Here is a 12,912-nt window from a genome sequence, read left to right as displayed (position 1 = left end):
GCAGGCAAAAGACCTACTTGCGCTTGAGAATATTCTTCAGTTTTTCGAGACCGCCGCGCCTGCTTTTGCGCAGCACGGAGCGGCCTGTGATGGTGTGGGCGATTTGCGAGAAGGTTTCCGCTATTTGCGATTTTTCATCCATCTCGCTGATCATTCGGCCGCTATTGGCGGCATTTCCGAATAATGATGCGTCGAACGGGATGATCGCGATCGGTTCGATTTCAAGCGGCTCAAGGAAATCCGCCGGCGCGATTTCCGGACGTTTGGGCATGCCGACCTGATTGAGAACGAGATGCGGCAATTTATCGTTGGGTCTCAGCTTTATCAGCGCGTCGAAGAGATTTTTCGTATTGCGCAGGTTTGCGAGATCGGGAACGGCCGTTATGACCACCTCATCGGCTTCCGCAAGGACTGCCTGCGTCCAGTCGCACCATTGGTGGGGAAGATCGAGAACCGCAACCGGGGCGCTGCGCTGCAAAACCTCGAGGATCGGCAGAAAGGCTTGACGATCGAGATCGTAGGTGCGGTCGAGAAGAGACGGCGCTGCCAGAAGCGACAAATGATCGGAACATTTCGTCAGAAGGCGGTCGAGAAACACCTCGTCCAGCCGCTCCGGCGAAAAGACCGCTTCAGCCATGCCTTGGGCAGGGTCCTGATCGAAATCGATATTCGCCGTTCCGTAGGCAAGGTCCATATCAGCTAGAATGGTTTCCGTGGAAAAAAGACTGGAAATACCAAAGGCGCAATTGTGCGCGATGGTGGACGAGCCCACACCGCCCTTGGCGCCAATGAAGGCGATGTTGCGGCCGAGCGGCTCCGCTTCCGGATCGACGAAGATCGCGGCGATCGAACCCAGGAGATCGGCCATATTGACCGGGGCGACGAGATATTCGGAGATGCCGTTGCGGATGAGATCGCGATAGAGCGTTATGTCATTGTGCCGGCCGACGATGATGACACGCGTGGAGGGATCGCAAACCTCCGCCAAAGGCGCGAGATCGTCCAGCAGTGAGGCGGGTGAGCTTGCTGTTTCGAGAATGATGAGATTGGGTGTGGGTGACGTGGAAAACATCGTGGCTGCCGCATTGATGTCACCTTTGGTCACCCGCAGGGTTACCTTGCTCATGCGCCGGTCGCTGGACAATGCGTCCATGACACCTTGCATATTGTCGCTGACGCAGAAAGCGTGAACGGAAATGCGGGGCAGGGGCCGCAGGTGGTCCATATCCGAAGCGCGCACGGGCGGTTCGGCTTCTGTGCCGCCGCTTGGCTTGATATCGTACTCTACAGCGCTCATTGTTTTTCCTGCCGTGAGAAATCGTGGATCTGCATCAGTTTGTCGGTGCCGTCGAAGTACCGCTGCGATAGGTATCGATGACCACCGCCCGGCGTTCGGCATCGATCGGGCTCATGCCGCGCGGGCCGACGAGATCCATGGGATTGGCGATCTGCGCTGCGAGATTGCTCTGGGACGCGCATCCGAAATTGTACCAGTTCTTGTTGGCGAAGGTATTATCCGAGAGGTCCTCGGGCCATTGGCCGCACTGGCCAGTCATGGCGGTAACCGCAACATAGCTCAGGCGGATGGGCGCGGCGTCGCCATTCGGGGAGGCGGCATAGTTCGTCTGCATGATTTTTCCTGGCGCCACACCCGCACCCGAAAGCGCTGAGCGAATCTGTTTTGCCATTCGTGATGCCGCCGCGGAGTTGGCGGAGCCGGAAGGTATTTGAATGTTGACTATGCCCGTCGACATGGATGCATAATTCTGGGCAAAACCACGGACATTGTCTGCCATCGCAGTGGTCAAGCGGCTATCGCCGGCAGAAACGGGTATGTCGAGCGAGTGCTCGGCTTCGGACAGCGTAATCGGGTGGCGGGTGCGATAGTCATCGGGGATCGCGTTGGTCGTCATGGGGTCACGGGCGCAGCCGTGTAGCAACCCAGCGACAACAGCGACGACAGCCGCAAGGCCGATCTGTTTTGCGAAAGGGCGGTGAGTGTTTGCGTGCATGATGTCACCTGCGCGGTCCGGACTTGCTGCGAGATCGGGTTGGGAATTGGCGGAACTCGTCGTCATTTGTAGATGAACCCCACGGAGCCTTGGTATGGCGCCGCCTGGACCTGGTCCTTGCGGCCATAGACCTTGTTGACGCGGTTCATGAAATACATGGCGGCATCGTTTTCCGGGTTGAAGTTGTCATCCGGCCGGGCGATCTGGTTGCGCGCGACGGGCCGTACCAGATAGGGCGTCGCGATGATGACCAGTTCCGTTTCGTTGCGCAGGAAGTCCTTGCTGCGGAAAAGCGTACCGAAGATAGGAATTTTCGAGATGCCCGGCAGCCCGGACATGGCTTGCCTGACATTGTCCTGGACAAGGCCCGCGATCACGATTGATCCTCCCGAGGGAAGTTCGACCGTCGTGGAGGTCTCGCGCTTGCGCACGGACATATAGGTCGAGCCTGGAACGCCCCGCCCGTAATTACCGGTGACGACATTGCCTTCATAGGTGGGTTCGGAGACATTGGTCTCGATCTTGAGACTTATTCTGCCTGGTGAAAGCACCACCGGCTTGAAGTTCAAGGTGATGCCGTAGTCTACCGTCTGTGTCTCGCGTATAACTTTGCTCGGCTGTTTCGTCTCGTTATCAATCTCGATTTCTTGTGTAGCGGCAAGTCGGAAGTCACCGCCCACGTAAAATTTGGCCTGCTCGCCGGAAATGGCTGTCAGGCTCGGCTCTGCCAGGGTGCGCATGACGCCGGCCTGCTCCATGGCGTTGAGGTAGGAAGCGAATCTGAGGGAGCCAGAACCAATCGCACCACTGGCGATCCGGGACGCTCCATCGATCGCGTTGCCGAGATTGGACGGATTTGCGAATTCGAAACCATTGCCGCTCGTTGTACTGCCGATCGACCCGTTGAAGCCGAGTTGCTTCAGAACCTGTCTGCTGACTTCGGCAACGGTGACCTTCAGCGTCACCTGATCTTCACCCTCAATCGTCAACATATTGACGATTTGCGATACTTGCCGGCGCTCGGCAAAAATCGCCGCATCGCCACCATTGTCGCCGCCCGTCAGCGATATGTTGCGTGTGGTGGCCTCACCGCCCTTTAGAAAGGCGTCCGCCAGCTGCACGGCGCGTGCGGAGTCCTGCGGTGTGCGCACCGATCCCGTCAGAACGATATTGTCCGAAACGATTTCCACCTTGATGTCAGACTCGGGAATGAAGCGGCGAATATTGGCCTCAAGCCCGGAAATATCGCGCTCCACCTCCAGATCGAGGCTGACGATTTCCCTGCCGCCGTCACCGAAAATGAAAATATTGGTCTGACCGACCGTTTTACCGAAGAGATAGATTCGTCTGGACGTGCGGGTCACGGCATCGGCAAGGCTCGGATCGGCAACAAGGATATCGTGAGCATCTTCAGGCAGGTCGATAACCAGCGCCTTGTTTAAACCCAGTTTCAAGCGTTTGCGAGTGCCGGCACCGCTTTCGGTGATCCGCACGACGCTTGCGCTTTGCGCCTCTGCTTCGCTGAAACGCAGAAATTTGGGGGAGTGCTGGCCGGGGATGCCTGAAAAGGCAAGGCAGAATGCGAGCCCACCCGCCATCGATGAACGCAGGTGTTGTTTGAGACGGTTTGTCATGAGCCCCCCGGTCATTGTGAAGCTCCTTGACCGCTCTTCACGATCGAGCCGGATTTGATTACCTGAATTTCCGGCTGCCCGGAGCTTCCGCTGAGAAGATGGCCGGCCGAAAGCGTATCGTTTTCCTGTGCATCGGCGACGGAGCGCAAGGCGAGCGTGAGACGATCCGCCATCTGTTGCGCCACTGTGATGATCTTCGCCTGTTCCGGGGTCAGTTCGAGCGTAGCGGTTGCGCCGACAACCGCCGACGTTCCGTCCTCGCCTTCCTTGATCTGCTGATCGATCGCCAGGACACGGACATTGTTCAAAACATTTTCGGTCAGAAAGTTATTGTTTTCGCCCTTGCGGACCATGATCACATCGACCCGGTCGTTCGGCAGCACGAAACCGCCTGCACCTGTCGAGACGGAAATCTCGGTGGCGACGGCGCGTTTTCCGGCCGGCAAAAGGGAGGACATGATGCGCGTGCTGGAATCGACCACTTTTTCCGGCCGGATCGGCTCACCTTCGAAGAGAGGCAGCCGGACGACAGCGCCCGCGAGTTCGGTGATGGCGTCTGGCCTTTTCGCTTCCGTGATGAAACTGTCGACCACATTGCCCTGTGGCCAGGGTGTCCAGCGCACGGAGCTGTCGTTCAGGCGGCTGCCGACGGGCAGGTTGACCGAAGAGACGAGAACGTTGACCGTCGGTTCTTTCTGGATGATCGTTTCCGCTTTCTCGATGACCTGCTTGGCACCGGAAATCTGCATGGCAACAAGGCCGGCAAGACCGGCGGCCACCAGGGCAACGGAAAGAATGACGATACGCGACGGTTTCATGCTCGATCCTTGAGGGAATCAGATTCTGCTCCCGTCAGGATGGCGCGCGATTGGTATAATTATGGTTAATAGTATGCTTGGATTCGTGGTTAACGGGCTATTAAAGCAAGGCTGAGTAGCAATTATCTAGGAAAGACTGGCAATCGCGGCTTTAACGAGCGGTGCTTCGCCATAGGTCATCAGCCCGGCGACGGCGATGCCGATGCCGTAGGGAACTTTTTTCGCGACCAGGAGCGAATCCGGGATGGGCATACCAGCCGCCATGATTTGTTGTGACCGCGAGCGCAGAAGCAAAATGCCGATCGTAAGGAAGCCGCCAAGGAAAGCGACGCCGAGCAAGAATTCTATGAGCGATATGTTGAAACCATACCAGCATGCCGCGGCTGTCAGGAGCTTAGCGTCGCCTCCGCCCATGACATTGGCGGCAAAAAGCGCAAAACAGGCAAAAAAAACGATGGCGGCGGCCAAAAGACTCATTGCCAAGGTCTGCCATCCCATGCCGGTGAAGGGGGCAACTACTATAAAACTTAGCAACAACACCAGCGGTATGCGGTTAGGTATTGTCATGCTGAACAGATCGTTCAGCGCAGCAAACGTCAGGCACAAAGGCAAAGTTAAAAAGATTGCTGCGACAACCATAAATTCGCCTCCCCAGAATATGGGTGTAGTGGTGATGACTGATATTCAGATGACTAAAAATACAAAAGATGGCCGCCCTTTGTAGGGCGGCCACCCCGAAGTTTCTTAGCTTTTACTCACCAGACTTAGTGGCGGCTTCCGTCATCTTGTCGCCAAGGTTTTCGAACAGCGTGCCGATCTGGGTGCCGACAGTCGTTGCACCGCCAATGATCGCAACGGAAATAAGCGCAGCAATCAGGCCGTATTCAATGGCAGTTGCACCGGATTCGTCTTTCAGGAAACGAGCGAAAATTTTGGTCATGGGTCTCTCCTAACTTGTGTTGGTTCAGCACGCCGACAACTGTTCTCCGTTGTTCGGTTGCGTTCAAACTACAGCCGAGCGATTTCCAAGCGCTTAAAAAAAACGATTAACTCAAAGTAAACGGCAGGATGAGTTTCTCTTGGTAAACAAACAAGAAAAGTAATTTCTGTATTTTTATATTTGCTGATAAACAAATGTATTTTGAGCCTGTCCGGTTATCCCTTCCCTGCAAGTGTCGTTTCACAGGGGCGCACATGTTCAGTTTTGGAGCGTGTCAAGAGACATGAAAATATCATCTTGTTACACACGGCCATGGTCTGCTTAGAGGATTTCAGCCATTTAACGCTTCATTCACTAAAACCACGCATTCTCTAGTGAAAGAAATTGTGCGGATAATGAGCAAGGGCCAAAAGCGTGACATCCGGAAAACTGGCGAAAATCGTGGTCGGCTTGTCCGCTATTCTTGGAGCAGCGGCGCTGCCTGTTTTTGCTCAGGAAGATTTATTACGCGTGTCGATGAATCACGCCCGTGTTCTCCGCCTCGATCGTCCCGTGAGCAAGGTTATCGTCGGCAATTCCAAGGTCGCAGACGCCACGGTTGCCGATTCCACCACGATTGTTCTGACAGGCCGCAGTTTTGGCACGACCAATCTCGTGCTTCTGGATGCCGATGGCAATCCTATCGTGGACGAACGGATTCTCGTCTCCATCGACGAGGGCAATACGGTGCGTGTTTTCCGCCAGACGGAGCGAACCGTTCTGTCCTGTACGCCGAATTGCGAACAGCATTCGCAAAATAGCGGCGACAAGGACGCTCAGCCGTAACGCCGTAACATCAATCATAGATTCTGACAGTATGGCAGCCTTCCGGTAACACGGGAGCGGCCTTCTTTCGGGTTTTCCCATCGGTGGGAAGGCGAAAAAGCAACACGCTCCCCGGCGTTTTCCGGTCGGCTATATGTTGCTATTTTTCGGCTAAGTATTTGATCTGGCTAAGATCAAAAATGGAATGGTGCCCAGAAGAGGACTCGAACCTCCACACCCTTGCGAGTACCAGCACCTGAAGCTGGCGCGTCTACCAATTCCGCCATCTGGGCGACGGAGAGCGATGTACGAGGGCAGCCGCCCGGTGTCAACAGACTTTTTGAACTTTTATGACGATCATTGATTTTAAAGGGAAAAAACTTGGTTGGCCTTGTTGAAACATGTCGCCGGGTCAGGTGTCGAGGCCTTCGTGCTTCGTTCTGTCCACATGGCCGAGGTCGCGTTCCGGGTCGATGATGTCACGGATTCTTTGTTTGAGTTCTTTTGGGCCGGGAAAACCGCCATCGCGTTTGCGTTCCCATATGGTCGTACCGTTAACGGTGATCTCGAACAGACCGCCGGTTGAGGGAACGAGGCTGACTTCGCCGACATCAGAAGCGAAGGTCTGCAGGATTTCCTGCGCCATCCACCCTGCCCGAAGCAGCCAGTTGCATTGTGTGCAATAGCGGATGGTTATGCGGGGTTTGGTTTCGGTCATCCTCACGTCTCCTTCGCTGCTTGGCAGGAATAATGCTCACGATAATGTCAACTATAGCACTCATGTTTTTATCGGGTGCACCCTTGTTCTTACCATGCGGCTTTGCGAACAGAGAAGCTGTCGAAGGCTGCAACGTGGAGATCCTATGGCCCAGTTCGAGAATAATCTTCAGCGTCTTTTCGTTCCGGCGGTCGCACCGCTTTATAATGCGACGCATGATCTGGTGGAGACGATCCTGCGCGTCACGGCAGGACTTCTTCTCGTTACCCATGGGGTCGGCAAGATCGTCAATCCTTTTGGCGCAGTCGGCATGGTGGAGAGCCTCGGCTTTTATCCAGGCGTCTTCTGGTCGCCGCTGCTTGCTGCCACGGAATTTTTCGGAGGAATTCTGGTCGCTATCGGCCTGTTTACACGGCCTGCGTCCTTTGCTGCCATGATCGTTCTTCTGGTAACGGTTTATTTTCACGGCATCGTAAAGGCGGAAGGTCTGGGCGGCGCGGAAAAATCGATTCTGTGGGCCGCGATTTTCCTGTTCTTCGCCGTTCGCGGCGGCAACCGGCATTCGGTAGACGCCAAGCTGGCGCGTGAATTCTAGGGCGTATCGCTTCAGAATCCACCTATTGTCACAAGGACGTTGCTGCGGCTCTTGAAAATCGATTTTTCTCGTGGTGAAGCTGGATTTGATCGGCACTTTTGGCCGGTTGAATCCATGCCGTCTCCACGAGGTTTCATGCGCGTCGCAATTATAGAAAATATGGCGGGTACGCCGCATGGGCAGCTCGGTGTCGCGCTGCAAGAAGCGGCGGCGGAAATCCATGTCATCCGCGCCTATGCGGGGGAGCCTCTCCCAAGGGATGCCGCCGACCATGATGCGCTTGTCGTTCTGGGCGGCGAACAGAACGCGCTTGACGATGCGCTTTATCCCTATCTTGCCGATCTCGCCCTTCTCATGAAAGCCTTTGGCGATGCTGGCAAGGCGGTCTTGGGTGTGTGCCTCGGCAGCCAGTTGCTGGCGCGCGCCTATGGCGGAGAGAATATTCTCTCAGGTCCGCCGGAATTCGGTTGGCAGGATGTCTCACTGACGGAAGAGGGCGTGTCCGATCCGCTATTGGCCGGGCTGGAAAAGACCTTCCCTATTTTTCAGTGGCATTGCGATACATTTACGCTTCCGCCGGACGCCACGCGGCTTGCGACCAATGGCGCGACACGAAATCAGGCCTTTCGCATCGGCCGGGCAGTCTATGGCACGCAATTCCATTTCGAGGCCTCGACCACCGTGGTTGATGGCTGGTGCCAGGCGTTTCCTGCTTCCGTCGAAAGAATGTCCCCGGGCTGGCTGGGGAATTATCGTGACCATCGTGGCCCGCGCGCAGAAATGGCGGATGCAGCCGGACTGGAAATCGCTCGAGCCTGGGTACGGCTCATTCAGATCGCCGATTTTCCGTTGCGAAAGTGATCGAGGCCGAACAGAGTTGCGGCTGATGGACTACGGCGCGAAAGGAGACGCAAAGATCATGTACAAATTTGAAATCTACCAGGACAAGGCCGGCGAATACCGGTTCCGCTTCAAGGCATCCAACGGGGAAACAATGTTCTCGTCGGAAGGATACAAGGCAAAAGCTTCGGCCATCCATGCGATCGAATCGATCAAGAGAAATTCCCCCGGCGCCGACACTGTCGATCTGACCGCCATGACGGCCTGAACCGCGCCGCCGCGCGAGAATTCGATCCGTTTCGCCTGCCAGAAATGACGGGCGCATTGGCGGGTGCCGACGTAAAGATAAGATTCAGTCTTTTTTGATAATCTTCCGTTAGCATTTGTATTTCGAGGTCTCCGGGCGGCATCAGAGCGCCCCCGATTTGTTTTGCGTACGGGTTCTCATGCGTTCATCGGCTGTGCCAGCACTCTTCTTCGGTTGCTTCCTGCTTGGAGGCTGCACGTCCAGTTCCGGGCCGGAAAGCCTGATGGCGGGCTTGCCTTCAAAGGAAACGACGAGTTCGGTCACGCCATCCGCGCCGGTGCCGCAGGCAGGCGTCGGTACCCAGGCCATCGCCGCCCAGCCACGGCAGGAAGTTCTGGCATGGGGCGGGCCGGTGCCTGACGAACCCAAGGCCTTTTCCGCTGTCACCCCCAGGGCGTCGTTAACGCAGAATGCACCTGAAATCCGTTTGCCGGTTCCGTCACAGGCGGCGGGAATGGTGCGGCCGGCGGAGCGCCCCACGATCAACCAGATGGAGCGTCCGGTCCAGTTGGCCATGGCTGCGGCGCCGGCGGCGAGCGCCGGCGCGCAGGTTCGTTCACGCATTTTCCGCTCCAGCTTCAGCGATGCCAAGCCGATCAATTTCGGCAGGGTCCAGCCGCGTCATTTTCAGGTCCACGGGGTGGACGTATCCCGTTGGCAGGCCAATATTAATTGGCCACAGCTGCGCACGCGCGGCGCCAATTTCGCCTTCATCAAGGCGACGGATGGCGGCGATCATCTCGATCCGATGTTCCGCACCAACTGGCAGCGCGCGAAGGAAGCGGGTATTCGCCGCGGTGCTTACCACTTCTTCTACTGGTGCCGTAGCGCCAGCGAACAGGCGGACTGGTTCATTCGTAATGTACCGCGCGATCCAGATGCGCTGCCGCCTGTCATTGACGTGGAATATAACGGCGAATCGAGCTGCAAGATGCGCCATTCGCGTGAGCGCGTTCTGGAAAAGATGCGCGTCTTCATGGACAAGCTCGAGCGCCATTACGGCCAGCGGCCGATCATTTATACGGCGCCCGATTTTTACAAGGACAACCTCAAGGGCGAATTCCAGGATTATCCCTTCTGGCTGCGCGCCGTTGCCCAGCATCCGTCCGTGGTGTATCCCGGCCGCAAGTGGCTGTTCTGGCAATATTCCGGTTCCGGCCTGTCGCATGGCGTCGATGGCCGCATCGATCTCAACGTCTTCAACGGCAGCGAGGACGCATGGCATCGCTGGGTGGAGCGTCGTTCGAGCTGACATCGTTCGAGCTTACGATGGCAGCCATCAGCGCGCGAATTTCCGCGCGCCTGCAACACAGAGAACCACCACAAGCGTAATGGCGATCATGGCCGGGCTCACCTCCTCATGCAGCAGGGTTGCGGCAAGTGCCAGCCCGAAGAAGGGCTGAAGCAATTGCAGCTGGCCCACGGCGGCGATGCCGCCAAGCGCCAGTCCGCGATACCAGAAGATGAAGCCGATCAGCATGCTGAACAGGGAAACATAGGCAAGGCCGGCCCAGGCCTGCGGCTCGATGCCGGCAAGCGTTTCCGGCCCGGTAAAGAAAGCAAGCGGCAGCATGACCGGCAGGGAAAGAACCAGCGCCCAGGAAATGACCTGCCAGCCGCCCAGCTTGCGGGAAAGGGCAGCACCCTCCGCATAGCCGAGCCCGCAGACGATGATTGCCCCGAGCATCAGCAGGTCGCCGGCAAGCGAGGCCTCGACACCGGCGGCAAACGAATTCGACAGGGAAAACCCCGCAACAAGCGCGCTTCCAAGGCAGGAAAAGAGCCAAAACACCGGGCGTGGGCGTTCTCCGCCGCGCAGCACCGCGAAGATTGCCGTTGCGAGCGGCAAGAGCCCCACAAAAACGATGGAATGCGCCGAGGTAACATGCCGCAGGGCCAGCGCTGTGAGCAGCGGGAAGCCCACCACAACACCCAGTGAGACGATGAAAAGCGATGTCAGCTCATCGCGCGCCGGGCGCCTTTGCCGGAACAGAAACAGCAGCGCCAGCGCCAGCAGGCCGGCAATGCTGGCGCGGGCGGCAGTCAGGAAAACCGGATCGAAACCCGTTACCGCAATGCGCGTCGCGGGCAGCGAACCGCTGAATATCAGCACGCCTGTCAGGCCGCTCAGCCAGCCGCTCGTCGTCTTGTCCATCGTCAACTCCTGCGTTTTGCCTTTCTTGATCCGGAATGGCTAGCAGGAACAGCGACAATCATATACAATTTCAATAAACTGTTATGGTATCGCAAGCGGTACAGTTGGAGGAAGTGTGGACGGACCGATTGCCGCGGGCACGCGCATAGAAAAGGTGATGGCAAGTGTGCGGCAACGCATCGCCTCGCGCAGCCTCGTGCCGGGCGCGCGCCTGCCCTCGGTCAGGGCGCTGGCGAAGACCATGCAGGTTTCCACCTCCACCATTGTCGAGGCCTACGATCGGCTGGTGGCCGATGGCACGATAAGCTCGCGCCCCGGCTCCGGTTTTTTCGTTTCGGGTCCGCTTGCGCCCCTGTCGCTTGCCGATATCGAACCGCAGCTGGACAGGGCGGTGGATCCTTTGTGGGTTTCACGGCAGGCGCTGGATGAAAGTTCCGTTCTCGCCAAACCCGGTTGCGGCTGGCTTCCCACATCGTGGATGCCGCAGGAGGCGTTGAGGCGAGCCATGCGCGGGCTTACCCGCGCCGACGCAGCCCTGTTGACGGATTATGGTGGCCCGATGGGGCTGTTGCCGCTGCGCCAGCTTCTCTCGCGCAGGTTGGCCGAACACGGGGTGCAGGCGGGCCTCAACCAGATCATGCTCACCGACTCCGGCACGCAGGCGATCGATCTTTTGTGCCGTTTCCTGCTGCAACCGGGGGATACGGTTGTTGTCGATGACCCGTGTTACTTCAATTTCCACGCCCTCTTGCGGGCGCACAGGGTAAAGATCGTCGGTGTTCCCTATACGCCGACCGGACCGGACCTGGAACTCTTCGAGCAGGCGCTGAAAGACCATCAGCCCCGGCTTTATATCACCAATTCCGCAATTCATAATCCGACAGGCGCAAGGCTTTCCGCCGTTTCCGCCCATCGCCTGCTGATGCTCGCCGAGCAGGTGGGGCTGACCATCATCGAGGATGATATTTTTGCCGATTTCGAAACCCAGGCAGCGCCCCGGCTGGCTGCCTTTGACGGTCTGAACCGCGTCGTCCAGATAGGCAGTTTTTCAAAAACCCTGTCGGCCTCCGTACGGTGCGGTTTCATCGCAGCACCCATGGCATGGGTAGACCCTCTAACCGATCTCAAGATCGCCACCACTTTTGGCGGAACGCATTTTTCGGCGGCGCTCATCCTCTCGCTTTTGACCGATGGCAGCTACCGCAAACATGTCGAGGCACTCAGGCAGCGTCTTGCGGCGGCGATGCCGGAGGTGGCGGCGCGTCTCAGGTCGGTTGGATGTGTGCCGTGGATCGAACCGCAGGTGGGCATGTTTTTGTGGTGCCGCCTGCCGGACGGGGTTGATGCCGCCGATGTGGCGCGCCGCGCCCTTTCGCGGCAGGTGGTGCTGGCCCCCGGCAATGTGTTCAGTTCCTCACAGAGCGCGTCCGGTTTCATGCGTTTCAACGTGTCGCAAATGGCAGGTCCGCAGGTCATGACGGTGCTGGCGGAGGCGCTTCAGCAGGCGGTTGAGCCTCGTCGGTCGTAAGCGTTCTGGGCCAAATCGGAACAAAATCTCGTGAACGCCGTTTTCTCCGCAGAATGAAGAGGAGGAAACACCATGACATTCGATCCCAACAACCCGCGTTCGGACCGCGATCTTCGTCCGGAAGTGAATATCAGCAATGAACCGCGTGCCCGCACGTCGTCGTCCTGGGTGCCGTGGTTGGCGATCATCGTCGTCGTATTGGTGGGCGTTTTCGCCTGGTCGCAGATGAGCGGCCCGACCACCGATCCGGCCACGACATCCTCCACCACGCCGCCTGCGGCAACGGATCAGGCGCCGGCACCCATGGCTCCGACCGCTCCGGCAACACCGCCTGCGAACGATACTGCACCGGCAAGCCCGAATACGGGCGGCACGCAGACCCAGCCGTAACGAGCCTACTCATACAATAAAACCGTCTGCCTCAGGGCAGGCGGTCAGACCGCTGACAAACCCGTCGATATTTTCGGCGGGTTTTTTCTTTTTCGGGATGATGACGTTTTGTTGTCGTCTTTTGCGGGTGAACGGGAGATAAGATGAGCCTCGTTTCCTCATCCCCAGGCG

At 57.6% G+C, this 12,912-nt stretch carries 15 protein-coding genes and 1 tRNA gene; 7 read left to right on the top strand and 9 right to left on the bottom strand.

Translation table 11 applies throughout. The features are described from left to right. Window positions 1-13: 13 nt before the first annotated feature. The 6 genes from PL599_RS18000 to PL599_RS17975 form a co-directional block, all read right to left on the bottom strand. A complete protein-coding gene (locus PL599_RS18000; protein WP_269824865.1) occupies window positions 14-1,297 on the bottom strand; it encodes an AAA family ATPase in 1,284 nt (427 codons plus the stop codon). Window positions 1,298-1,331: 34 nt separating this feature from the next. Next, window positions 1,332-2,012 carry a CpaD family pilus assembly protein gene (locus tag PL599_RS17995; RefSeq protein ID WP_269824864.1) on the bottom strand — a complete coding sequence of 227 codons (681 nt, stop codon included), beginning with the start codon at window positions 2,010-2,012 and terminating at the stop codon, window positions 1,332-1,334. A 62-nt stretch (window positions 2,013-2,074) separates the two neighbouring features. Beyond that, on the bottom strand, window positions 2,075-3,646 hold the full coding sequence (locus PL599_RS17990) for a type II and III secretion system protein family protein (protein WP_373692764.1): 1,572 nt from the start codon (window positions 3,644-3,646) through the stop codon (window positions 2,075-2,077). An 11-nt stretch (window positions 3,647-3,657) separates the two neighbouring features. Continuing rightward, a complete protein-coding gene (gene cpaB / locus PL599_RS17985; RefSeq protein ID WP_142913758.1) occupies window positions 3,658-4,464 on the bottom strand; it encodes a Flp pilus assembly protein CpaB in 807 nt (268 codons plus the stop codon). 126 nt (window positions 4,465-4,590) lie between these two features. Beyond that, window positions 4,591-5,103: an A24 family peptidase gene (locus PL599_RS17980; RefSeq protein WP_077984500.1), complete on the bottom strand. Its 513-nt coding sequence runs from the start codon at window positions 5,101-5,103 to the stop codon at window positions 4,591-4,593. Window positions 5,104-5,215: 112 nt separating this feature from the next. Continuing rightward, complete coding sequence (locus PL599_RS17975; RefSeq protein WP_269824863.1) at window positions 5,216-5,404, bottom strand: Flp family type IVb pilin; 189 nt, start codon at window positions 5,402-5,404, stop codon at window positions 5,216-5,218. Between the two features lie 441 nt (window positions 5,405-5,845). On the opposite strand from PL599_RS17975, the gene PL599_RS17970 reads away from it, so the two are divergent. After that, window positions 5,846-6,229: a pilus assembly protein N-terminal domain-containing protein gene (locus PL599_RS17970; protein ID WP_269824904.1), complete on the top strand. Its 384-nt coding sequence runs from the start codon at window positions 5,846-5,848 to the stop codon at window positions 6,227-6,229. 185 nt (window positions 6,230-6,414) lie between these two features. On the opposite strand, the gene PL599_RS17965 is transcribed toward PL599_RS17970, so the two are convergent. Together PL599_RS17965 and PL599_RS17960 are read right to left on the bottom strand one after the other, a co-directional pair. Then, window positions 6,415-6,501 (bottom strand) — tRNA-Leu (locus PL599_RS17965). Between the two features lie 119 nt (window positions 6,502-6,620). Beyond that, window positions 6,621-6,926, bottom strand: a complete 306-nt coding sequence (locus PL599_RS17960; protein WP_077984498.1) for a SelT/SelW/SelH family protein — start codon at window positions 6,924-6,926, stop codon at window positions 6,621-6,623. 145 nt (window positions 6,927-7,071) lie between these two features. On the opposite strand from PL599_RS17960, the gene PL599_RS17955 reads away from it, so the two are divergent. The 4 genes from PL599_RS17955 (at window position 7,072) to PL599_RS17940 (ending at window position 9,920) form a co-directional block, all read left to right on the top strand. Further along, entirely contained in the window at window positions 7,072-7,521 is a 450-nt protein-coding gene (locus PL599_RS17955) for a DoxX family protein (RefSeq protein ID WP_269824862.1), read from the top strand. Window positions 7,522-7,656: 135 nt separating this feature from the next. After that, a complete protein-coding gene (locus tag PL599_RS17950; RefSeq protein WP_162520576.1) occupies window positions 7,657-8,382 on the top strand; it encodes a type 1 glutamine amidotransferase in 726 nt (241 codons plus the stop codon). A gap of 58 nt (window positions 8,383-8,440) precedes the next feature. Then, window positions 8,441-8,629: a YegP family protein gene (locus tag PL599_RS17945; protein WP_059759498.1), complete on the top strand. Its 189-nt coding sequence runs from the start codon at window positions 8,441-8,443 to the stop codon at window positions 8,627-8,629. 178 nt (window positions 8,630-8,807) lie between these two features. Continuing rightward, entirely contained in the window at window positions 8,808-9,920 is a 1,113-nt protein-coding gene (locus PL599_RS17940; RefSeq protein WP_269824861.1) for a glycoside hydrolase family 25 protein, read from the top strand. Window positions 9,921-9,947: 27 nt separating this feature from the next. On the opposite strand, the gene PL599_RS17935 is transcribed toward PL599_RS17940, so the two are convergent. Then, window positions 9,948-10,823 (bottom strand): DMT family transporter, encoded by an 876-nt coding sequence (locus tag PL599_RS17935; protein ID WP_269824860.1) that lies wholly within the window; start codon window positions 10,821-10,823, stop codon window positions 9,948-9,950. A 115-nt stretch (window positions 10,824-10,938) separates the two neighbouring features. Here PL599_RS17935 and PL599_RS17930 point away from each other — a divergent pair, with 115 nt between their 5' ends. Continuing rightward, window positions 10,939-12,351: an aminotransferase-like domain-containing protein gene (locus PL599_RS17930; RefSeq protein WP_269824859.1), complete on the top strand. Its 1,413-nt coding sequence runs from the start codon at window positions 10,939-10,941 to the stop codon at window positions 12,349-12,351. A 72-nt stretch (window positions 12,352-12,423) separates the two neighbouring features. Next, entirely contained in the window at window positions 12,424-12,741 is a 318-nt protein-coding gene (locus tag PL599_RS17925; protein WP_269824858.1) for a hypothetical protein, read from the top strand. Window positions 12,742-12,912: the final 171 nt, after the last annotated feature.

Origin of the sequence: Agrobacterium sp. ST15.16.055 (assembly GCF_027956555.1) — a bacterium.
In the GTDB taxonomy this organism is placed as follows: domain Bacteria; phylum Pseudomonadota; class Alphaproteobacteria; order Rhizobiales; family Rhizobiaceae; genus Agrobacterium; species Agrobacterium salinitolerans.
Note: the sequence above shows the minus strand (reverse complement) of the source record. Positions and strands in the feature narration are given on the sequence as shown.